This is a genomic window from Sinomonas halotolerans, assembly GCF_039615075.1.
GTDB classification, from domain to species: Bacteria; Actinomycetota; Actinomycetes; order Actinomycetales; family Micrococcaceae; genus Sinomonas; species Sinomonas halotolerans.
On the sequence record NZ_JBDFRB010000005.1, the window covers coordinates 195821 to 217989 of the forward strand.

Below are 22169 nucleotides of genomic sequence, written 5' to 3' on the forward strand. Positions count from 1 at the left end.
TCTCGTGCCTGCGGGGGGCTCGGGAGGCCCCGGTCCTCGCCGCTCAGTCCTCGTCGGGGCCCTCGGCGGGGTCCTCGGAATGGGCCCGGATCTCGGTGATGTCCATGTCCGGGTCGCCCTCGGCCGGCGCTTCGCTGTGCGCGCGGTCGTCGCCGTCGGGTTCGAAGCCAGTCATTGCAGTCCGCCTCTCTCGCTCGTGCGTTCCCGTCACCCAGCCTAGACCCGGGCCCGCCGACCGGCCATGGCCCGGAACGCGCCGTGGTCAGTCTGGGCCGCGCCGGGCCAGTCCGCGCCGTGGCCCGGCTACCGCAGGCTCAGCTCCTCCTCGAGCGGCCTGCCGTTGACGAGCACCTCGGCCCGCGCCGCGCCGGACGCCGCGATGGCGGTGTACTCGAGCTGTGCCCGGATCCGGGGGATGTCGCACACGCCCCCCACCGAGAACGCGCCCTCGAGCCACACCGTGATGGTGGTCCCGTCGAAGGACCCGCTCGCGTAGACGAGCTCGGACTGGTACAGGGCGTTGTAGAGCCCGGACTGCCCCACCGTGGCGCGGTGGTCGGCCAGCAGCCTCTCGAACGTGGGCTGGACCTGGTCCCGGAACCTCTCGGGCGGCGTCTTCACGGCGACCACGCTGTCACCGCAGCCCACCTCGGGGCCGGAGCTGCCGGCGTCGTCCAGCGCGATGTAGAAGACGGTGAGCGGGGAGACGCGCTCGGGCAGTTCAGCGGGGCCCGCCGCCGCGCCGGGTGTGGCAGGCGCGGCGGACGACGGCGAGGCCCCCGGCGGCGCGCTTCCCGCCCCCGGGCCCTGGCCGCCTGCCGTGGCCTTGGACCCGGGGCCGGCGCTCCCCGGGGCGCCCGGTGTCTCTGCGGACGTGCCCGTGATCGGAGCGCTGTGCGGGGCGTCGGAGGCCGGCGCTGAGGGGGTGCGGCCCGATGCGGTGGGGGAGGCACCCGTGCCCGTAGCGCCGTCCGGGGCGCTGGCGCGGGGGCCGACGCAGGAGACGAGCGCGAGGGCCAGCACCGCGGCGGCGCCCATGCGGAAGCCCCGCGCTCTGATGCGGACGGCCATCTCAGCCCCTTTGCTCGGCAGGACCCCCGGTGCGTCCACCGTAGGGCAGGGGAGGCTCCGCCGGAACCGGGCCGGGGCTCACGCTTGTGCTGCGCTTGGGACACGGCGCGGACACGGGCCGCCGCCGCGTGCGCCGCGCCGGTCACGCAACGGCCACAGAGGATCCCCCGGCGGTCCGTCCTGCCCGGTCACGGCGCCCGCCATGCGGGGGCCGTGATGCGGGGGCCGCGAGGGCCTACCGGGGCCTGCGCACGTCCACGCGCTCGAGGTGCTCGGGGACACGGGCACGCCAGCCGAGCTCGTTCTGGATCCGCCGCCGCAGGGTGTCCGAGGCCCCGCTCTCGCCGTGGACCACGTAGACCATTGCCGGACGCTCGGGGCACGCCCCCATCCACCGCAGGATCTCGTCCCCGTCGGCGTGGGCGGAGAGATTGTCCAGGCTCACCACCTCGGCCCGGATGGGCACGTCCGCGCCGTAGATGCGCAGGCTTGTGGCGCCGTCGAGGAGCGAGGCCCCGCGCGTTCCCCCGGCCTGGTAGCCGCTGAGCACAATCGCGTTGCGGCGGTCGCTGCCATAGGCCTCGATGTGGTGCAGCACGCGGCCCCCCGTGAGCATGCCCGAGGCGGAGATGATCACCATGGGCCCGCCGCGCAGGTTCAGGAGGCGGGACTCGTCCGGGTCCCGGACCAGGGTGGGCAGCGCGTACATCTCGTGGAATTCGCGCTCGCCGATCCGGTGCTCGCCCTGGTGGGACCGGTAGATGCCCGTGGCGTCCACAGCCATGGGGCTGTTGAGGTAGATGGGGATGTCCGGGATCTGGTTGCGGCGGCGCAGCCGCGCGAGGTGCAGGAGCAGGGTCTCGGCCCGGCCCACCGCGAAGGAGGCGATCACCACCACGCCGTTGCGCCTGGCCACACGCCGCACCACCTCCCCGAGCGCCTCGCCCGGATCCTCCTTGGGGTGCGCGCGGTCGCCGTACGTGGACTCGGTGACGAGGACGTCCGAGGGCATGAGCGGATCGGGCGGGTTCATGAGCGGATCGTCCTGGCGGCCCAGGTCCCCGGTGAAGTGCAGGGACCGCGTCCCGGGCGTGCCGGCGTCCACCGTGATGTGCACCTGGGCGGCGCCGAGGATGTGGCCGGCTGGGATGAACTGGGCCTCGATCCCGCCCCCGAGCGGGAAAGGCACCCGGAACGGCGCGGGCCGGAACCTCTCGAGCGAGTCCACCGCGTCCTTGGCCGTATAGAGCGCCTGGGGGCTCGCGTGGCGGGACGAGCCGCGCACCCGCGCCGTCTCCGCCTCCTCCTCCTGGAGGTGGCCGCTGTCCGGCAGGAGCAGGCTGCACAGCTCCGCCGTGCCCGCGGTCGCGTGCACCGGTCCGTGGAACCCCTGCTTGACCAGCGCCGGCACGTACCCGCTGTGGTCGAGGTGGGCGTGGGTGAGCACGACGGCGTCGATGGACGCCGGCGGTACCGGCAGCGGCGCGCGGTTGCGCTCGCGCAGCTTCTTGTACCCCTGGAACAGGCCGCAGTCCACGAGGATCCGGCGGCCGCCGTGCTCGAGGAGGAAGCGCGAGCCGGTCACCGAGTCCGTGGCGCCGAAGAAGCCCAGGTGAGTCCCGCCGTCGTGCGTCATGGCCACAGCGTAGGGGCGGGTCCCCGCCCAGCCCACGGTCCAAAGACCCCCGCAACAGGACGGCAGGGACCCCGCAACAGGACGGCAGGGACCCCGCAACAGGACGGCAGGGACCCCACAACCCATGGGAGGGGTTGTGGGGTCCCTGCCGGAGGGTTGTGGGGTCCCTAGCGGGCGTGCTGCTAGTTCGCGGAGGCGTCCACGAGCACGGGGGCGGCAAGCGCGGAGAGGACGTTCTTGATGCCGTCCACAACCTCGGCGTCGTCCTTCGGCTCCACCTCGGCGAAGCGCTGGTACGAGCCGCCGATCGCGAGCTTGGCGTCCTCGAGCACTGCGGCGCCGGCGACCTTGAGGGACTTGCGGGCGTCGTCGTGGGCCCACACGCCGCCGTACTGGCCGGCGGAGGTTCCGATCACGGCGGCCTTCGTGCCGGTGGCCGCGCCCTGGCCGAACGGGCGGGAGATCCAGTCGATCGCGTTGTTGATCACGGCCGGCGTGGTGCCGTTGTACTCCGGGGTGATGAAGAGGATGCCGTCCGCGGCGGCGACGGCGGCGCGGAGCTCGGCGGCCTTGGCCGGGACCTTGCCCTCGACGTCGAGGTCCTCGTTGTAGAACGGGATCTCCTCGAGGCCGGAGAACGTCGTCACGGCGGTGCCCTCGGGCGCGGCCTCGGCGGCCAGCTCGGCGAACTTGCTGTTGACGGACTCGGCGCGGAGGCTGCCGACGAGGGTCAGGATGGTGGTCTCGGCCACGGGGTCTCCTCTGGTCAGGGGCCCGGGCGTCCCCCGGGCTTCTGTGATGCGTCAACCATTCTAGGCCGTCTGGTGATTCCCGGACGCGGCTGTGGCCTTCGTCACGGGGTGACGAAGGCCACAGGCAGTGGACCGCGGGGGTCAGGCGCTGACGAGCCCGTGCCAGTCCTGCGCGAGCGGAAGCCCGTGCGCCTCCGAGACGGAGCGGTGGGCAACCTGGCCGGCCGCGATGTTGAGGCCGGCGGCGAGGGCTGGGGCCTTCTCGAACGCGGCCTTGACACCCAGGTCCGCGAGGAGCACGCCGTAGCGCAGCGTGACGTTGGTCAGCGCGTAGGTGGACGTGTTCGGCACGGCGCCGGGCATGTTGGCCACGCAGTAGAAGATCGTGTCGTGGACGCGGAAGGTCGGGTCCTGGTGCGTGGTGGGGTGGGAGTCCTCGAAGCAGCCGCCCTGGTCCACCGCGATGTCCACGAGCACGCTGCCGGGCTTCATCCGGGCCACCAGCTCATTGGTCACGAGCTTGGGCGCCTTCGCGCCGGGGATCAGGACCGAGCCGATCACGAGGTCCGCCTCGACCACCGACTTCTCGATCTCGTACTTGTTGGACGCGACCGTCTTGAGGCGGCCGCCGTAGAGCGCGTCCAGCTCCGTGAGCCGGGCGATGTTGATGTCGAGGATGGTCACGTCCGCGCCGAGGCCCATCGCCACGACTGCGGCGTTCGTGCCCGCGACGCCAGCGCCCAGCACCACGACCTTGGCCGGGCGGACGCCCGGGACGCCGCCGAGCAGGACGCCCTTGCCGCCGGCCGGGGCCGTGAGCGCCTGCGCGCCCACCTGGACGGAGAGGCGGCCGGCCACCTCGGACATCGGGGCGAGCAGCGGGAGGCTGCGGCCCTCCTGGACCGTCTCGTAGGCGATCGCGGTGACGCCGGAGTCGATCAGGGCGCGGGTGAGCTCCGGCTCGGCGGCGAGGTGGAGGTAGGTGAAGAGGATGAGGCCCTTGCGGAAGTGGCCGTACTCGGAGGCGATGGGCTCCTTGACCTTCATGACCATGTCCGCCCGGGCCCACACGTCCGCGGCGTCCGTGACGAGCTCGGCGCCCGCGATGGCGTACTCCTCGTCGGTGATGCCCGAGCCGACGCCCGCGCCGCGCTCGATCAGCACGGTGTGGCCGTGGGCCGCGAACTCGTGCACCCCGGCGGCCGTGATGGCCACGCGGTACTCGTTGTTCTTGATCTCCTTGGGGACTCCGATGATCACTTTCGACTCCGTCGACTCGGGGCGGCGGCCGGGGCTCGGCCGCGCTGGGCTCACGCTGACTGGTGCTTCAAGCGTAGGTCCGCTGTGAGGCATGCAACACGGCCCTCTGGCCCCCGCGCCAAGCCAGACCCGCGGAATTCCGGGGATCCCGGTGTCGGGCTTACGACATATGTCGCGGCTCCGCCCGTCAAGTGTCGGCGCATGTGCTCGCGCAGCCCCGTATGCTGGGGGGCATGCGGCACGGCGTGGAGGACCTGGTGGAAGCGGCGGCGGCCAAGCTGGGCCACGGCCTGAGCGTCGAGGACCTCGACGGCGTGCTGATCGCCTACTCGGCCAACCAGCCCGAGGCGGATCCCGCCCGCGTGAAGTTCCTCCTCGCCAAGCGCCTCCCGCCGGACGTGCAGGAGTGGCAGCTCTCGCACGGCATCGCGACCGCGGTGCGCCCAGTCGCCGTCCCGGCCAACCCCGGCCTCGGCATGTACGGGAGGGTGTGCGTGCCGCTGCTCGTGCGCGGGTTCCGGGTCGGCTACCTCTGGGTCCAGCAGGGGGCGGAGGAGGAGAGCAGCGGCGCGATCCTCGCCGCGCTCCCGAGCGTGCGCCTCGAGCTCGACCTCCTCGCGGGGCTCCTGCTCGAGTCCACCACCGCGGACTCCGCGCACCGCCGCGGCCGCGAGTCCGAGTTCCTCGCCGCCGCCGCGGGGGACCGCACCGCGCAGGCCGCCGTGGGCGGCTGGCGGGAGGTGCACGGCCACGCGCCGTGGCACATCGCGGTGCTCCTCGAGCCCGACGCCGTTGCCCCCGAGGACCCTCACGCGGCGGTCCTCGCCACCAGCACCGCCGCCATCCAGGCCACAGCGGGGATCGACAGGGCCCTGTTCACCGCCGGCACGGCGACCCACGCCGTGGCGCTCTTCGAGGACACGAGCGGGCGCGCTGGCCACGCCGCCGTCCTCACCCACTACGAGCGCGAGCTGGCCAAGCGCACCGGGCGCGCCGCGGGCCGCGTGCTCGTGGGCATCAGCGAGCCGTTTTCCTCGCTGCGCGAGCTGCCGGACGCGTACGCGCAGGCATGCCTCGCCGCGCAGGCGGCCGCCGTGGACCCCGAGCTGGGCGAGCTCGTGGACGTCCGCACCGTGGGCGCGTACCAGCTCATGGGTTCCCTCGCCGTGGAGCCCACGAGCGTGAACTTCGCCCTCCTCGAGGCCGAGGACCGCAACGGCGAGCTCCTGCCCGTCCTCGAGATGCTCTACGACGCGGACGGGGCCGTGCAGGCGGTGGCGGACCGGCTCCACGTCCACCGCTCCACCGTGTACCACCGGCTCGCGAGAGTCCGGAAGATCATCCGCGCCGAGCCGCTCTCCGGCCGCGTGCGGCAGGAGCTGCACCTTGCGCTCAAGGCCCGGCGCTGGGCGGGGCGGCCGCGGCTCTGACGCGCGGCTCGGCGCGGGCGCGGAGCCGCTGCCTACTCCTCCTCTGGCCGGCGGCGCTTCTGCGCAGCCACCCAGGCGAGGACGTCCTCGCGGCGGATCCGCCGGTGCGAGCCGCGGTACTCGACCGGCCACGTGCCCGCGTCGGTGAGCTTGCGCACGTAGGTGTGGCTCACGCCGGCGAGCTCGGCGGCCTGCGCCACGGTGAGGATCTCCTCGGCGCTGCTCACGCTGACGGACTCGCCGCGTGCGAGCCGGGCGAGCAGGTCCTGGACCGCCTCGGCGGCCGCGCGCCCGAGCCGGTGCGCGGTGCCGTCCACGAACAGGGTGAGGTCATGGGCGCCGAGCGCCTGGGCGAGCCGGGCGGCGTCGTCCGGTGCGAGGGCAGGCGTGGTCCGGGGCGCGAAGCGGCTCATGGGCACCAGCGTAGCGGCGCGCCGGCACGGGAAGCCCGACGGCGGGGTCCCGGCTCGCATGAGCCGGGACCCCGCCGTCGTGGGTGCGTACCCGGAAGGGTGGGATGGTCGCTTGTGGTGTACCCGAGAGGGGTCAGACGGTGGCATCCTCGCCCAAACGGGCCTCCTCGGCGAGGGTCTCGCGGTGGTTCGCGATGCGCGCCTGGTGCACGGGGGACTTCTTGACGAACTGCCACGCGACCGCGAGCACAATGAACCAGGCCGGCGTCGCGAGCAGGGCGATGAGCGTGTCCGGCTGCGTCGTGAGGGCCCACACGAGGAACGCGAAGAACCCGAAGACCACCCACACCATGGCCGGACCGCCGGGCATCCTGTACTTCGAGGCCGCGTGCAGCTCGGGGCGACGCCTGCGGTAGGCCAGGTAGCTCAGGAGGATGATCGACCAGACGAACATGAAGCACACCGCGGAGACTGTGGTGACCATGTCGAAGGCCGCGCCGATGCTCTTGCCCGAGTACAGCAGGACGATGCCCGAGAGCAGGAGCACGCATGAGAGGAACAGCGCGTTCTGCGGGACCTTGCGCGAGGACAGCTTGCCGAACATGGCTGGGGCGTCGCCCTCCATGGCGAGGCCGAACACCATGCGCGAGGTCGAGTAGATGCCCGAGTTGGCACTGGACATGGCCGAGGTCAGGACCACGAGGTTGACGATCGTGGCCGCAGCGCCGAGGCCAGCGAGCGAGAACATGCCGATGAACGGCGAGTGCCCGGCCATGAACTCGGTCCAGGGCGTGACCGACATGAGGATGATGAGGGCGCCCACGTAGAACAGGCCCACGCGGACCGGGATCGCGTTGATGGCCTTGGGCAGGTTGCGCTCGGGGTTCTTGGTCTCGGCCGCGGCGGTGCCGACGAGCTCGATGCCCACGAACGCGAAGACTGCGATCTGGAAGCCGGCGACGAAGCCCATGAACTCCTTGGGGAAGAAGCCGCCGTGCTGCCACAGGTTGCTGAAGGAGGCCGTGCCCGCGGAGGACGTGAAGCCCGTGGAGATCATGTAGAGGCCCGTGACGATGAGCGCCACGATCGCCACGATCTTGATGAGCGCGAACCAGAACTCGACCTCGCCGAATGCCTTGACGGTGGGCAGGTTGAGGGCCAGGAGGATGACGATGGTCACGAGCCCGGGGATCCACAGGGGGATGCCGGGCCACAGCTCGTTGGCGTAGCCGGCGATCGCGACGACGTCCGCCACGCCCGTGACCACCCAGCAGAACCAGTAGGTCCAGCCGGTGAAGAAGCTCGCCCACGGTCCGAGGAGATCCCCGGCGAAGTCGGAGAACGACTTGTAGTTGAGGTTGCTGAGCAGCAGCTCGCCCATGGCCCGCATGACGAAGAAGAGCATGAAGCCGATCACCATGTAGACGAAGATCACGGAAGGCCCGGCCACGGAGATGGTCTTGCCGGAGCCCATGAAGAGGCCCGTTCCGATCGCGCCGCCGATGGCGAGCAGCTGGATGTGCCGGTTGGACAGGCCTCGGGAGAGGTGGGGCTCCTCGACGTGGCTCGACGCTGAGCTGGCCGGGGACCCCGGAGGTGTGGGCGTAGTCATAGTGCAAAGACCTTTGCAGAGTTATCGGGAAATGTGATGCCTCTTACAGGCGCCCCTCCAGAGTACCGGCCTGAAAGTGTGGTTCTGGCCATACAGACTGTCTTTAGGATCACACTCAAAGTCCGACAGCTGTCGCATGGTCTGAATGGGCGGTCCTGTGGTTGATGGGTCAAGTTGTTGGACAATCACGCTGCGCCTAGAATCGTCAGGCAGTTCAGCCACAGGTCCACAGGAGCGTCATGTCCCACGTCCGCCACGATCACGCAGCCCTCTCCGTCGTCGTCGACTCCGCGGCCGAGGTCGACTCCGCCCTCGGCGCCGCCGTCGGCACACTCCAGAAGCGCGCGGCCACGAGCCCCTGCTGCGGCATCCTCGTCACCCGCGAGGGTGCGGGGCGCTACACCGTGGCCCTGGACGAGAGCGTCCCGTTCGGCCTCACCCAGCAGCGCTGCGCCTGACGCGCGCTGTTTCCGTCCGCCCAGGCTGCGCCTGACGCGCGCTGTTTCCGTCCGGGCCGGCTCGGGCCCCGATGCCCCTGACGTGCGCCTCCGTCTGAGGCGCGCCTCGCCGCCCCCGCCTCCCGCCTCCGTCTGCTGCCCCCGCCTCCCGCGCCCCGTCGCCGCCCCCGTGCCCGGGGCCTTCCGGCCCTTGTGCTTCATACCCCCTAGGGGTATGTTCGGAGGTGCTGGCAGCGATGCACGCGGTCCGGGACCCCACAACCGCCGATCGACCCACAGCCCGAAACGAATCGTCTGACACGAGCAGGAACGGGTAGCACGGTGAACGAGCACAGCACGCACCACAACGATCACGGCAGCCACGAGCACGAGGGCCATGGGCACGGCACGTACGAGCACGGCGCCATGAAGACCCAGCACGCCGCCATGACCGGGCACGGCGCCACGAAGACAGCACAGGGCGCGGAAGCCGCGCCGGACCTCTCCGCCCACCTCCACGCAGACCACGATGCCCACGCGGTGCACACCCAGGGCGAGCACGCGGGCCACTCGGTGGCGATGTTCCGCGACAGGTTCTGGCTCACCCTCGGGCTCTCCGCCGTAGTGGTCCTCTTCAGCCACATGTTCTGGAACCTCTTCGGCGCCATGCCGCCCATGTTCCCGGGGAGCGAGTGGATCGGGCCCGTGCTCGGCACGGTCATCTTCCTCTACGGCGGTGCGCCATTCCTCAAGGGAGGCCTGGCCGAGGTCCGGAACCGCCAGCCGGGCATGATGCTGCTCATCTCGATGGCTATCACGGTCGCGTTCCTCGCCTCGTGGGCCACGAGCCTCGGGATCGGCGGATTCCAGCTCGACTTCTGGTGGGAGCTCGCCCTCCTCGTGACCATCATGCTGCTGGGCCACTGGCTCGAGATGCGCGCCCTCGGCGCCTCGCGCGGCGCCCTCGAGGCCCTCGCGGCGCTCCTGCCCGACGAGGCCGAACGCGTCCTCGACGGCGGGGCCGGAGCGGGCGGCGGGACCGAGACCGTGCCCGTCGCCGAACTCCGCGAAGGCGACCTCGTCCTGGTCCGCGCCGGTGGCCGCCTCCCTGCGGACGGCCGGATCGAGGCCGGCACCGCCGAGCTGGACGAGTCCATGATCACCGGCGAGTCCAAGACCGTCACGCGCGGCCCCGGGGCCCAGGTCGTGGCCGGTACCGTAGCCACGGACACGAGCCTTCGCGTCCGCGTGGACGCCGTGGGGGAGTCGACGGCGCTCGCCGGGATCCAGCGCATGGTCGCCGAGGCGCAGGCGTCCTCCTCGCGCGCCCAGGCCCTCGCCGACCGGGCTGCCGCGTTCCTCTTCTGGTTCGCGACGGTGGCCGGGGCCATCACGTTCACCGCGTGGACCCTCCTCGGCAGCCCGGCCGACGCCGTCATCCGCACCGTCACCGTCCTGGTCATCGCGTGCCCCCACGCGCTCGGCCTCGCGATCCCGCTCGTCATCGCCATCTCGACCGAGCGGGCGGCGCGCGGCGGGGTGCTCGTCAAGGACCGCCTCTCCCTCGAGCGCATGCGCACGGTCGGCGCCGTCCTCTTCGACAAGACGGGGACCCTGACCAAGGGTGCGCCCGAGCTGGTCGGCCTCGCCCCGCGCTCCGGGATGGACGACGACGGCCTGCTCGCCCTCGCCGCAGCCGTCGAGTCCGACAGCGAGCACCCCGTGGCCCGCGCGATCGTGCGCGCCGCGAAGGAGCGCGGCCTCCGCATGCCGGCGGCGAGCGGCTTCAGGGCCAGCTCTGGCCGCGGCGTCGAGGCCGAGGTCGCCGTCGGCGGGGCGCCCACCTCCCCAGAGGTCAGCTCGCGCGTCCACGTGGGCGGGCCCGCCCTCCTGGCCGATCTGGGACTCGACACCCCCGCTGAGCTGGCCGACGCCGTCGACCGCTGGAAGGCGCGCGGCGCCTCGGTGCTGCACGTGGTGCGCGAGGGCGCGGTGGTCGGCGCGCTGGCCCTTGAGGACTCCGTGCGCGAGGAGTCCCGCGCCGCGGTCGCTGCACTCCAGCGCCGGGGCATCCGGGTCGCGATGATCACCGGCGACGCGCAGCAGGTGGCGGACGCCGTGGCGAAGGACCTCGGGATCGACGAGGTGTTCGCCCAGGTCCTCCCGCAGGACAAGGACCGCAAGGTCGCCGAGCTCCAGGGCCGCGGCCTCACGGTGGCGATGGTCGGCGACGGCGTCAACGACGCCCCCGCCCTGGCGCGCGCCGACGTGGGAATCGCGATCGGTGCCGGGACGGACGTGGCGATCGAGTCCGCGGGCGTGGTTCTGGCCGGGGACGACCCGCGCTCGGTGGCCTCGGTCGTGGAGCTCTCGCGGGCGAGCTACCGGAAGATGTGGGAGAACCTCGCCTGGGCCACCGGGTACAACATCCTGGCCGTGCCGCTGGCCGCGGGCGTCCTCGCGTTCGCGGGGATCGTGCTGTCGCCCGCCGCGGGCGCGGTGCTCATGTCCCTCTCCACGATCGTGGTGGCGCTCAATGCCCAGCTGCTCCGGCGTCTCTCGCTGGACCCGCGGGACGTTCGGTAGCGTGGTAGCCGTGAAGATCGACACACGTCGGACGCCGGAGCGGAGCCTCAGGGCCCCGGAACGGCCTGTGCTGTGTCGATTCCCGCGCCTCCTCGCGGTCCTCGGGCTCATGCTGGGCCTCTTGGGCATGCACGGCATGGCAGCCCACGCGGCGGGCCCAGTCCATGCGGTGGGGCCAGTCCATGCGGCGGGCCCGGCCCACGCCGCCGCCCATGGCAGTGTGGCCAGCGTGGTGGCCGTTGAGGGACACGCCTCGGACCATGGCGGGTTCCTGGCGCACGAGAAGCGCCCCCGCGTCCCGGCGGACGTGTGCGTCCCAGGCGAGGACGGCTCTCCGGAGCACTCCGTGGACTGCTTGCCCGCGCCTCCTGCGGCTCCCCCCGCCGTCGTGGCGGCCACCCCCTTGGGCCGTTCCGATGCCATCGAGCACACCGCCCCGGTGAGGATTCCGACCGCCGTGAAGGCGCGCGCCCCGGCGCCCGACCTCCTCGGGCTCTCTGTCAGCAGGACGTGATTGGCGCCCGCGCCCGCCCCTGCACTGATTCACCCAAGACAGAGAGAGACACCACCATGAATGCCAAGACCCTTGCCCTGCCCGCCGCGCTCGCCGCGGCAGTCCTCGCCCTCGCCGGATGCTCCGGAGGGGACACCTCCGGCGCCGGCACCGGCGCGGCCCAGAGCCCGGCCGCGGGCGGCCACGGCGGCCACTCCATGCCGATGGGATCGCCCACTGGCTCCTCGAGCCAGGGTGTGTTCAACGCTGAGGACGTCATGTTCGCGCAGATGATGATCCCGCACCACGAGCAGGCGGTCGAGATGAGCGAGACCGTCCTCGCCAAGGGCGGCCTCGACGAGCGCGTGGCGAAGCTCGCCGAGCAGATCAAGGCGGCCCAGGCACCCGAGATCGAGACGCTGCGCGGATGGCTGTCCGCATGGGGCCACCCGAGCATGATGCCCAGCGAGTCCGCCGGCCACGGCATGGACGGCATGATGGGCGAGGCCGACATGGAGCAGCTCGAGGCCGCAGGCGGCGCCGAGGCGTCCAAGCTGTTCCTCACCCAGATGATCGAGCACCACGAGGGCGCCGTGGCGATGGCCGAGACCGAGCTGGACACCGGGGCGAACCCGGGGGCCGTGAAGCTCGCGCAGTCCATCATCGACTCCCAGACCAAGGAGATCGAGACCATGCGCTCGCTCCTGGGACAGCTGTGAGCCGCCGGCGCGCGGCAGGAGCCGCCCTCGCCCTCGCGGCTGCCCTCGCCGTGACGGGGTGCTCCGCCGGTGGCAACGGCGCTGGCGGCAACAGCGCCGACGGGGCCAGCACTGGCGGACACAGCGCGGGGACGGGCGGGCCCGCCGCCCCGGGGAACGCGGCGTCGGCCATCCCGGGCGGCCACGTGCACGGGCTCGCAGCGAGCGCGGACGGCGAGCGGCTGCTGGTCGCGACCCACGAGGGCGTGTTCGACGCGAGCTCCGGGGCGCCGGAGCTCATCAGCGACCCGGACGACTTCATGGGGTTCGTTGGCGATCCCGACGGCACCCTCTGGGCCTCCGGGCACCCGGGCCACGGCTCGGACCGGCCCAACCCCGTGGGGCTCGTCCGGTCCGAGGACGGCGGCCGCACGTGGACCACGGCCTCCAGCGAGGGCGTCTCCGACTTCCACTCGCTCGCGGTGACGGAGGCCGGCCTGGTGGGGTTCGACGGGCGGCTCCTGCGGACGCCGACCGGGGAGTCCTGGACGGAGGTGGATGCGGACGTCCGCCCCGCGATGCTCGGCGGGCACCCGTCCACGAAGACCGTCCTCGCGACCACCGAGAAGGGTCTCTTCACCTCGCCGGACGGGGGCGCCAGATGGTTCGCCGTGCCGTCCGCGCCGCTCCTGCAGTTCGCAGCCCTCGCGGACGCCGAGCGCGCTGTCGGCGTGACGCCCGACGGCGTGGTCTACTCGAGCGCGGACGCGGGCGTCTCGTGGACGCGGGTCGGGGAGCTGGGCAGCCGGGCCACCGCCTTGACGGCGGCGGCCGAGCCTGGCGGGCCGGTGCGCGTGTGGGCGGCGACCCTCGACGGGCTCGTGGAGTCCGCCGACGGCGGGGCGACGTTCGCCCCCCTCGGGGGCTAGCAGGGCTGCTCGAGGACTGCGCTGGCAGGGGCTGCTCCGGTCCGGGATGACCGGGTTGGGCTGCTCCGGCCGGCGCTGCTCGGGCCGCGCTACTCGGGCAGGAGTCCGGCCAGGCCCTCCGTGACGGGCTTCCGCCCGGCCTCGATGTGCGCGGCAGCGAGGGATTCGGCGAGCCGCACCTGGCCGGTCAGGATCGCCTTGGCGAGGTCGTCGTGCTCTCGGGCGTTCACCTGGAGGGGACGGTTCACCGACAGGCCGAACACCCATCTGCTGAGCCCGCGCAGGGGGTGCAGCGCCCGCGCGAGGAGCGCGTTGCCGCTCAGGGCGACGATCTCGTCGTGGAACCTCGTGTTGAAGTCGGAGGTCAGCTCGACGTCTCCCGAGGACAGCGCGAGCCGCGCCCCCTCGAGGGCGTCCATGAGCGCCGAGCCGTCCGCGCCCGCGGCCGCCTTCTCGGCTGCGAGGGCGGCCGCGTACGGCTCGAGGAGGACGCGCAGGTCGAACAGCTCCTCGACATCGCGCAGGGTCAGCCTGCGGACCACCGCGCCGCGCCGCGGGGCGGTCACGACGAACCCGTCCTGCTCGAGGCGCTGGATCGCCTCCCGCACAGGCATGCGGGACACGCCGTACTGGTCCGAGAGCTCGCGTTCGCGCAGGCGCTCGCCGGGTGGGACCCGCCCGGACACGATCGAGTCGATGATCTGCCGGTACACATGGTCCGCCATCGCCGCGTCGCGGGGGCCTGCTGCTGCATTCACAACCCTGAGACTACTGGCGAGCGCCCGTGTCCGGTGTCCATGCCGGGACGGCCGGGGGTGTGCCCGTCGGCACGCCCGGCTGCCCGCCGGTGCCTGGCTGCCCGCCCGGCTGCACGCCCACGGCGGGCCCCCGCGCCGCGGCCGCACCGAGCACGGTGAGTGCGACGGCCAGCGCGGCCATCACCAGGAACGGGGCGTCCCATCCGCCTGTGGCCTGGACGAGGGCTCCGGCCGCGAAGGGCCCGGCTGCCGCGAGCGTGTAACCGGCGCCTTGGCTCAGCGCGGAGAGGCGCCCCGCGGTCCGGGCGTCTGCTGTGCGGACCACGAGCATCGCGAGCGAGTAGCTGAACGCGCCGCTCTGCGCGATCCCCAGCGCGGCGACCGGCCACGCCATGGCGGACAGCGGCGCCGCGGGCAGCCAGAGGAACGTGAGGGCCAGGACCGCGCCCAGGGCCGGGCCCATCGCTGCACGCCACCGTGACCGTGCCAGGAGGAGCGGGACCGCGAGGCCCACGGGCAGCCCTGCGAGGTTGAACCAGGCGAGGAGCCCTGCCGCTGCCGCCGCGTCCGCTCCCCGGTCGGTGAGGAACGTGGGCAGCCACGAGGTCACGGTGAAGAAGAGCATCGCCTGCACGCCGAAGTAGCCCGCGATGGCGAGGGCCGTCCGGCTGCGGAGCAGGCTCCCGCCTTCCGTAGGACCCCCTCCGGCCCCTCCGGCACCAGCGCTGGCACTTCTGGCCCAGGCGCCGGCCCCTCCCGCACCAGCGCCGCGCGCGGGCGCCGCTGCACCGGACCGGGTCCGTTCCGCCGGTGCGCCCTGCCTGAGGGCGAGGTGCACGACGACGGCCGCGGCGGCGGCGGGGACGGCCCAGGACGCGAGGGCACCGGGGAGGCCCACGGCCGAGGCGAGGGGGGAGAGGAGCCCGGCGCCGAGGGCCGCGCCGCCTCCGATGCACATGGCGGTGACGCCCGAGAACCACGTGGCGCCGCCGTGCTCCTTGACGAGCTGGGGCACGAGGACGCTGCCCACCATGATCATGACACCGGCCAGGACGGTCCCGGGGAGCATGAGCGCCGGGGAGGCGACGCGGAGGACGAGGGCCGCGGCCAGGACGAGCATCGCGAGGGAGAGCGTCCTGCCCAGCCCCCACCGCCTCGCGAGCCACGGTCCGAGGAGCGCAGAGAGGCCGAACGCCACGAGCGGCGCCGAGCCGAGGGCGAAGAGGAGAGGAGAGCCCCCGGCCAGCGACGGCCCGAAGGCGTCCCCGAGCGCCGGGAACGCCGCCGCCATGCTCGTCACGGCCGGGCGGAGGTTCACGGCGATGAGGATCCCTGCGAGGACCGCCGCGAGGGGCACGCGGACGCCGCCGGGACGCCTCCCGAGAAGGGCCTGCGGGCTCGCCGGCACGGTGTCAGCGGAGGGTCGAGGGCTGTGGGCCACGGCGTTCCCCTTCTGCGCCGGGCGCGCCGGGTACCGGCCCGGAGTCCCTGAGCGCCCCGGGCCGGAGCACCTCGAGGCCGTCCGCCACGACCCGCCCGTCGTGGAGCACGGTACGGTCCCGCCCGCGGTCCATGACGGCGCTCGTGACGGTCTCGCCGTCCACGAGGACGAGGTCGGCGCGGTCTCCGGGGCGCAGGCCCGGGCGGTCCGCCGAACCGGTCAGGCGGGGCACGCTGCGGTCCAGGATGGAGGCGCCGCCCATCGTCGCGATCGCGGCGCAGTGTTCTATCAGCTGGTCCCTGCGGAGCCGGTGCGTGAAGGCGAGCTGCCACGTGCGGTCCAGCATGTCGCAGTTGCCGTAGGGGCTCCAGTAGTCCCGCTGGCCGTCCTCGCCGAGGCCCACGCGGATCCCGGCCTCGGACATGCGGGCCAGGTCGAACTGGACCCCCGGCACGGCCGGGGCGACCGTGGCCCACGCGACGTCGAGCTCCGCCATCTCCTCGACGAGCCGCGCGGTCGCGTCCGGGTGGACGTTCGCGAGGTCGTAGGCGTGCGAGAGCGTCACGCGGCCCTGCATCCCGAGGGCTCGGGTGCGCTCGAAGACGAGCTCGGCGCTGAAGATGCCGAGGTGCCCGGGCTCGTGGAGGTGGATGTCCACGTCCGCCCCGTGCTTCTCGGCGAGGCCGAACACGATGTCCAGATGCCGTGCCGGGTCCCTGTCGAGCTGGCACGGGTCGATCCCGCCCACGGTGGTCGCGCCCTGGCGCAGCGCCTCTTCGATGAGCGGCACCGTGCCCTCCTCGCGCAGGAGTCCCGCCTGGGGGAACGCCATGATCTCGACGTCCGCGGCATGGGCGAAGCGCTCCTTCGCGGCGAGGACCGATCCGAAGCGCTCGAGCCGGCAGTCCACGTCCACCTGCGCGTAGCTCCGCACCCGGGTCGTTCCGCGGGCGACCATCCGCTCGAGCGTCCCGGCCACGATCTCGGCATGCGGCACGGGGGTGTCGCGCCAGTTCTCGCGGTCGTTGCACATCATGTTCCACACGCCGGGCTCGGCGGTGTGCGGACGGAAGGGCAGGCCGATCCTCGTCGAGTCGAGGTGGACGTGCACGTCGCTGAAGGCGGGCAGTGCCAGCCGGCCGCGACCTTCGACGACGGTGCCTCCTGGCGCCTGCGGCGACCCTTCGTCGTCGTGCGCCCCCGTGCGGCCAGGCCCCGCGGGGTGGAGTGCGGCGATGCGGCCGTCCCGCACCTCGATGTCCACGGTCGGCCCGCCCCACGGGCGGACGTCGGTGATGAGCACGGGGCTCTCCTTCTCTCTCGGACGGTGGGAAGCGGGCGGGACGCGCCAGTGCGCGGTCCCGCCCGCTGGGTTCGCGATATGCGGATTCAGAGGTGCAGCGCCGCCTCGGCAATGGCTGCCGCGGCGACGAAGCTCGCCGTGAGGGTCATGAGCCCCACCACGACCACCTTCCAGCTCAGGGAGCGCAGGGCCTTGATGTCGCGCCCGAGGGACATGCCGATGAGCGCGATCATCGGAAGGCCGGCGTAGAGCACGTTGATGTTCTGCGCCGCGGAGGCCACGAAGGCGCCGGTCGGCATGAACGAGGCCGAGGCGATCGTGGCCAGCGCGAGGACCCAGATGCTCGAGGGCACAGCGGGCACGAGCTTCGCGAGGACGAGCGAGACGGCCGCGAGCGCGAGCAGCACGAGCACGCCCACGACGTCGAGCGCGCGGAACGAGCCCGTTCCGAGGGCATTGAGCAGGAGCCCACCGCCGCCGGCGGCCGCGAACGCGATGATCCATGTGGTCGGCGTGCGCACCACGGCCGGGTCCGTCTCGATGCCGTGGATGTCCACCGACTGCACCCCAGCGCCGTCGCCGCCCTCGGCGCGTACCTTCCCGACGCGGCGGCCGAGGTCGTCCCGGCCGAAGAGGCGGGACCACATCCGGTAGAGCCGCTGGCACAGGGGCAGGGCGATGAACACCCCGGCGTAGAAGCCCACGATGTTGGTCACGAGGTTGGAGAGCGCTGCGAGCGCCATGATCTCCCCGGCTGCCTCCGGGTACAGGATCGAGAGGGCGCCGACGCCGCCGAGCATCATCGAGGCTGAGCCGAGGCCCAGGCCCATGGCGAGCGCGCGGGGGTCGAAGAAGTCCAGGCCGCCGAGCAGGCCGGCGAGGATCGAGATGAACACGGCGCCGAAGACGCTGCCGAGGACCCACACGGAGAACACGCCGCGGTACTCGGGGGAGCGGACGCCGAAGCGCTGGATCGCGAAGGCGAGGTAGGACTCGCGGTCGATCGACCACGTGGCCCCGACTGCGGCCCGCCCCATTCCGAGCGCCACCGCGACCGGGAGGGCGAGGATGACCGTGCCGACCACGTGGCCGACCTCCTGGAGCAGGATGGCCGGGCCGATGTCCGCGAACTTGGTCAGGGACGGGCCGATCCCGGTTCCGAGGCCGGCGAGGAAGAACACGATGCTGACGTCCATGAGGTGCGCCGAGACTGCACGGGCCCGGCCGCCGACGGGCTTCCACTTCTGGATGCCGATCGCGCTGCCGATGAGCACGGCCCACAGGATCGGCAGGAGCACGATCGCGGCCGGGCCCATCTGGAACTTGTGGGTGCCGATGAGGATGGCGGCCGCCGAGACGGCGGTGGAGACGGCGATGACGCCGATCCAGAGGCGGGTGCCGGCGCGGAAGGGCGCCGGGCGGGTGGCCGCGGAGACGGGGGGCTGACTGCCTTGTGCTGTCGTCGCTTCGTTGCGCATGACACTGGGCCTTTCGGGGGGAGGGGCGAGAGCGGGTGGGCTCGTTTGGTATCCCAAAATGACTGTATACTCGAGAAGTAGTGAGACGCAAGTCACTGTTTGTCCCGACAGAATCACGCCATGACGCAGCATCTCCGATCAAGCCGAGACGGCTAAGTCCAATCCGGTATCCCAGCCATTCCGCTTGGGAAGCCCCCGCCAAGGAGTCCAGAAGTGTTCAGGAAGATCACCGCCCAGTACGTGCTGGGCTTCGCCGAAGGCCGCCACACGCTCATCGAAGGAGGCGAGGTGGTATGGGACGGGGACTCCATCGTGTTCGTGGGGCGAGGCTACGACGGCCCGGTCCACGAGGAGCTCGATTGCGGCCAGAGCCTGGTCACCCCCGGCCTCGTGGACCTCGACGCCCTCGCGGACATCGACCATCTCATCCTGGACTCCTGGGCCGCGCCGGAGGTGGCCCTCGGCCACGTGTGGTCAGAGGACTACTTCGCCCGCGGCCGCCGGGACGTCTTCACCCGTCAGGAGCGCGCCGTCGTGCGCGAGTTCGCCCTCGCCCAGCTCGCGCTGCACGGCATCACCACCTACATGCCCATTGCCTCGGAGGTCCACAGCGCGTGGGCGGAGGGCTTCGACGAGCTCGTGGACATGGCCGAGACGAGCCGCCGCATCGGCCTGCGCGGCTACCTCGGCCCCGCCTACCGCTCCGGCGTCCACGTGGCCACGGCATCCGGGGGGCGGGACGTGCACTTCGAGCCCGCGCTCGGCGAGGAGGGACTGCGGGACGCCGAGCGGTTCCTCGACTTCGCGGCCGGGCTCGGCGACCCGCTCGTGACCGGCGTCCTCCTGCCCTGCCGGATCGAGACGCTCTCCGAGGACCTCATGCGGCAGACCGCGAAGACCGCCCGCGAGCGCGGGGTGCTCGTGCGCCTCCACTGCCTCCAGTCCCCGCTCGAGGAAGGGCTCCTGCAGCGCGCGGCCGGCCAGGGCGTCCTCGGGCTGCTCGAGTCCACGGGGCTCCTCGGCGCCCGCCTCCTCATCCCGCATGGGGTGGAGATCGACGCGCGGGACCCGGCGGCCGCCGCGCCGGGTGGCCCGCTCGAGACGCTCGCGCGCCACGGGGTGAGCATCGTCCACTGCCCGCTCACCTCGTTCCGGTACGGCAAGCAGCTCGTGTCCTTCGACCGCTTCAGGGAGGCCGGCGTGAACCTGTGCCTCGGCACGGACTCGTTCCCGCCGGACCTCGTGCGGGGGATCGATGTCGGCTCGCACCTGGCCCGGATGGCCGAGGGCAGGCCCGACGCCGGCCGGCTCGCCGACTACTTCGACGCCGCGACCCTCGGCGGCGCCGCGGCACTGGGCCGGCCCGACCTGGGGCGGCTCGCGCCGGGGGCCCAGGCCGACATCGCCGTGTGGTCCCTCGCCAGCTTCGGGGACGGCGTGGTCGAGGACCCGCTGCGGACGCTCGTCCTCAACGGGACCGCGCGGCAGGCGACCCACACCTTCGTGGCCGGCCGCCCCGTGGTGGTGGACAGTGGCCTCCCGGGCGTGGACCTCGCCGCGCTGCGGGCCGAGGGGCAGCGGCTCTTCGGCCGGATGCGGGAGGCCTACTCCGAGCGGGACATCCTGCTGCGGGACCCGGACGAGCTCTTCCCGCCCGTCTACCCGCGCGCCTGACGCGGGCATTCTGCGCGGAACGGCGCGCCCGGAGCGTCCACTTCAGGCTCATCTGGGCGTAATCTGAGAGCCACCGTCGCACTCTGGGTGCGGCGGCCCCAGAGCACCCGGAGCCCGCATGACCCACGAGACCCCGGCGGCGCCCCGCGGCCCCGCACCGGCCCTGGCCCACGCCGAACCCGAGCAGCCGGTCCGTGCGCGGTGGGTGACCGGCGTCGTGCTGGTGAACCTGGGCATCAACGCCGCGTTCTTCGGACCGCTCCAGGTGCTCCTCGCTCAGCAGGCCGCGCACTTCGACGAAGGGCAGAAGGAGGCGATCTTCGCGCTCGTCACCGGCGTGGGCGCCGCCGTCTCGATGGTCGCGAACCCCCTCTCGGGCGCGCTCTCGGACCGTACCGCCGGCCGGTTCGGACGACGCCGGCCCTGGGTCCTCGGCGGGGCGGCCCTGGGCGCGCTCGGCCTCGTCGCACTCGCGGGCGCCCCCGACGTCGCCGTCATGACGGCGCTGTGGTGCCTGGTCCAGGCGGGCTGCAATGCCGCCTACGCGGGCATCACGGCCGCGGTCCCGGACCGGGTGCCGGTGCTCCAGCGCGGCACGGTGGGCGGCCTGGCCGCGACGGGGCAGACCGTGGGCATCCTCCTGGGCGCCGTGATCGCTGCCGCGGTGGCCGGCAACTTCGCGCTCGGCTTCGCCGTGTGCGCGGCCGTGCTCGCCGTGAGCGTGGTGCGGTACCTCATGGCGGCCGACGACGTCCCGCTCCCGCGCTCGGCCCTCGCGGCGTTCTCGCTGGGCCGGTTCGCGGCCTCGTTCTGGGTCAGTCCCCGTCGGTTCCCCGACTTCGCCTGGGCGTGGCTCACGCGCCTGCTCGTGAACATCGGCAACCACATGGTGACCCTCTACCTGCTCTACTTCCTCGCGGACGCCGTGCGGCTCGAGGAGGGAACCGGGATCCCCGCAGAGACCGGCGTGCTCGTGCTGACCGGCCTCTACGCCGTCATGGTCATCGTCACGAGCGTGCTCGGGGGAAAGCTCAGCGACCGCATGGGCCGGCGCAAGCCGCTCGTGATCGGGTCCTCGTGCGTGATCGCGCTCGCCTCCCTCATCCTCGCCTTCTCGCCCACCTGGCCGGGGGCGATCACGGGGGCGGTCGTGCTCGGCATCGGGTTCGGGGCGTACCTCGCCGTGGACTTCGCGCTCATCACGCAGGTGCTGCCGGCCGCCGCGGACCGCGGCAAGGACCTCGGGGTCATCAACATCGCCAACTCGCTGCCACAGGTGATCGCACCGGTCATCGCGTACCCCTTTGTGGCGTTCCTCGGGGGGTACGTCTCGCTCTACGTCGCGGCGGCGGTGATCGGCCTGCTGGGAGCGGCCTTCGTGACCCGGATCCGCTCCGTCGACTAGCGGCGCCTTCGGCCCGGTGCTCCCTCGGCGGGCCCGCCGGCGGCGCACGTCGGCCGGCTCCGGTCAGCGCAGGGGGAGGGAAGGGGTCTTCGCGACGAGCTCGCACGAGGCCTTGAGCTGCTGCTCCGCCTCGAGGGGGAGCAGGCGACCGGTCCGGACGGCCGTGACGAGGCCGGAGATCACGAGCACGACGTTGCGCCCCCGTTCTGCGCCGCCCGCGAGGCGCCCGAGCACGGACCAGGAGAGCTCGTCCACTTCGCCGATGAGGGCCGCGAGGTCATGGTCCGCGGGGACGATCAGCTCGTCGAGGCACGAGTTCACGGCGGGCTGGGCGAGGCGCATGTGGAAGAGCTCGATCGCCGCCCCGACGAGGTGCCGCACGCGCTGGGTCCGGTCCTGGGCGCGGCCGGCCCGCTGGTCCACGCGCTCGCGCAGCTCCAAGAGCTGCCTGCGGTGGAGGGCCAGGAGCAGGTGGGCGGCGGAGGGGAAGAAGCGGTAGGCAGTGCTCGAGGAGACGTTCGCCTCGCTGGCGATCAGCGTGACGTCCACCTCTGGGTAGTCCAGGGTTGCGAATCGCGCTGCCGTGTCGAGGAGCTGGTTGTAGCGCGCCGCAAGGCGCGGGGTCGCCGGCGGGGGTGCCGCAGCGAGCAGGTCGTGTGGCAGTTCGAGCACAGCAGGAGCCACCTCTTTCCGGACGGTTCTGCACCCCGTGAGGCGCGCCGGGGGGTGGGGCACGCGGGGACTGTCCAACTATACGCCAGCGGCATCGGCGCGGGCGGGCCGGGGACAGTGG

20 protein-coding genes are annotated in these 22169 nt (G+C 72.8%); 8 read left to right on the top strand and 12 right to left on the bottom strand.

The features are described from left to right. Window positions 1-43 precede the first annotated feature (43 nt). From ABCQ75_RS08070 to ald, 5 genes are all read right to left on the bottom strand, one after another. Complete coding sequence (locus ABCQ75_RS08070) at window positions 44-175, bottom strand: hypothetical protein (protein ID WP_345884554.1); 132 nt, start codon at window positions 173-175, stop codon at window positions 44-46. Window positions 176-303: 128 nt separating this feature from the next. Beyond that, window positions 304-1071 (bottom strand): hypothetical protein, encoded by a 768-nt coding sequence (locus ABCQ75_RS08075; RefSeq protein WP_345884556.1) that lies wholly within the window; start codon window positions 1069-1071, stop codon window positions 304-306. Window positions 1072-1306: 235 nt separating this feature from the next. After that, complete coding sequence (locus ABCQ75_RS08080) at window positions 1307-2707, bottom strand: MBL fold metallo-hydrolase RNA specificity domain-containing protein (protein WP_345884558.1); 1401 nt, start codon at window positions 2705-2707, stop codon at window positions 1307-1309. Window positions 2708-2889: 182 nt separating this feature from the next. Continuing rightward, entirely contained in the window at window positions 2890-3459 is a 570-nt protein-coding gene (locus ABCQ75_RS08085) for an NAD(P)H-dependent oxidoreductase (protein ID WP_345884560.1), read from the bottom strand. A 141-nt stretch (window positions 3460-3600) separates the two neighbouring features. Continuing rightward, window positions 3601-4719, bottom strand: a complete 1119-nt coding sequence (gene ald / locus ABCQ75_RS08090; protein WP_345884562.1) for an alanine dehydrogenase — start codon at window positions 4717-4719, stop codon at window positions 3601-3603. A gap of 233 nt (window positions 4720-4952) precedes the next feature. Between ald and ABCQ75_RS08095 the strand changes: the two genes are divergently transcribed. Further along, window positions 4953-6149 (top strand): PucR family transcriptional regulator, encoded by a 1197-nt coding sequence (locus tag ABCQ75_RS08095; protein WP_345884564.1) that lies wholly within the window; start codon window positions 4953-4955, stop codon window positions 6147-6149. A 32-nt stretch (window positions 6150-6181) separates the two neighbouring features. Here the strand turns inward: ABCQ75_RS08095 and ABCQ75_RS08100 are convergent, their stop codons facing one another. Together ABCQ75_RS08100 and ABCQ75_RS08105 are read right to left on the bottom strand one after the other, a co-directional pair. Next, window positions 6182-6562 carry an excisionase family DNA-binding protein gene (locus ABCQ75_RS08100; protein ID WP_345884565.1) on the bottom strand — a complete coding sequence of 127 codons (381 nt, stop codon included), beginning with the start codon at window positions 6560-6562 and terminating at the stop codon, window positions 6182-6184. Window positions 6563-6695: 133 nt separating this feature from the next. Beyond that, entirely contained in the window at window positions 6696-8174 is a 1479-nt protein-coding gene (locus ABCQ75_RS08105; RefSeq protein WP_345884566.1) for an amino acid permease, read from the bottom strand. A gap of 239 nt (window positions 8175-8413) precedes the next feature. Between ABCQ75_RS08105 and ABCQ75_RS08110 the strand changes: the two genes are divergently transcribed. The 5 genes from ABCQ75_RS08110 to ABCQ75_RS08130 all read left to right on the top strand — a co-directional run bounded on the left by ABCQ75_RS08110 (window position 8414) and on the right by ABCQ75_RS08130 (window position 13317). Next, on the top strand, window positions 8414-8632 hold the full coding sequence (locus ABCQ75_RS08110) for a hypothetical protein (protein ID WP_345884568.1): 219 nt from the start codon (window positions 8414-8416) through the stop codon (window positions 8630-8632). Between the two features lie 405 nt (window positions 8633-9037). Beyond that, complete coding sequence (locus tag ABCQ75_RS08115; protein WP_427916068.1) at window positions 9038-11197, top strand: heavy metal translocating P-type ATPase; 2160 nt, start codon at window positions 9038-9040, stop codon at window positions 11195-11197. Between the two features lie 10 nt (window positions 11198-11207). Next, window positions 11208-11711: a hypothetical protein gene (locus tag ABCQ75_RS08120; protein WP_345884570.1), complete on the top strand. Its 504-nt coding sequence runs from the start codon at window positions 11208-11210 to the stop codon at window positions 11709-11711. 56 nt (window positions 11712-11767) lie between these two features. Further along, entirely contained in the window at window positions 11768-12409 is a 642-nt protein-coding gene (locus ABCQ75_RS08125) for a DUF305 domain-containing protein (protein ID WP_345884572.1), read from the top strand. Next, complete coding sequence (locus ABCQ75_RS08130; RefSeq protein WP_345884573.1) at window positions 12406-13317, top strand: F510_1955 family glycosylhydrolase; 912 nt, start codon at window positions 12406-12408, stop codon at window positions 13315-13317. Before ABCQ75_RS08125 ends, ABCQ75_RS08130 begins: the two co-directional genes overlap by 4 nt. An 89-nt stretch (window positions 13318-13406) precedes the next feature. Here ABCQ75_RS08130 and ABCQ75_RS08135 read toward each other — a convergent pair whose 3' ends face one another. The 4 genes from ABCQ75_RS08135 to ABCQ75_RS08150 form a co-directional block, all read right to left on the bottom strand. Next, window positions 13407-14075 carry a GntR family transcriptional regulator gene (locus ABCQ75_RS08135; RefSeq protein WP_345884575.1) on the bottom strand — a complete coding sequence of 223 codons (669 nt, stop codon included), beginning with the start codon at window positions 14073-14075 and terminating at the stop codon, window positions 13407-13409. Between the two features lie 10 nt (window positions 14076-14085). After that, a complete protein-coding gene (locus ABCQ75_RS08140) occupies window positions 14086-15516 on the bottom strand; it encodes an MFS transporter (protein WP_345884577.1) in 1431 nt (476 codons plus the stop codon). Next, on the bottom strand, window positions 15488-16819 hold the full coding sequence (locus ABCQ75_RS08145; RefSeq protein WP_345884579.1) for an amidohydrolase family protein: 1332 nt from the start codon (window positions 16817-16819) through the stop codon (window positions 15488-15490). Before ABCQ75_RS08145 ends, ABCQ75_RS08140 begins: the two co-directional genes overlap by 29 nt. Window positions 16820-16905: 86 nt before the next feature. Next, window positions 16906-18297 carry a DUF3100 domain-containing protein gene (locus tag ABCQ75_RS08150; protein ID WP_345884581.1) on the bottom strand — a complete coding sequence of 464 codons (1392 nt, stop codon included), beginning with the start codon at window positions 18295-18297 and terminating at the stop codon, window positions 16906-16908. 213 nt (window positions 18298-18510) lie between these two features. Between ABCQ75_RS08150 and ABCQ75_RS08155 the strand changes: the two genes are divergently transcribed. Beyond that, window positions 18511-19971, top strand: coding sequence for a chlorohydrolase family protein (locus ABCQ75_RS08155; protein WP_345884583.1), 1461 nt, complete (start codon window positions 18511-18513; stop codon window positions 19969-19971). 118 nt (window positions 19972-20089) lie between these two features. Continuing rightward, the gene (locus ABCQ75_RS08160) at window positions 20090-21376 is read left to right on the top strand and encodes an MFS transporter (RefSeq protein ID WP_345884584.1); all 1287 of its coding nucleotides are present in this window, start codon (window positions 20090-20092) and stop codon (window positions 21374-21376) included. 63 nt (window positions 21377-21439) lie between these two features. Here ABCQ75_RS08160 and ABCQ75_RS08165 read toward each other — a convergent pair whose 3' ends face one another. Beyond that, window positions 21440-22048: a TetR/AcrR family transcriptional regulator gene (locus ABCQ75_RS08165; protein ID WP_345884587.1), complete on the bottom strand. Its 609-nt coding sequence runs from the start codon at window positions 22046-22048 to the stop codon at window positions 21440-21442. Window positions 22049-22169: the final 121 nt, after the last annotated feature.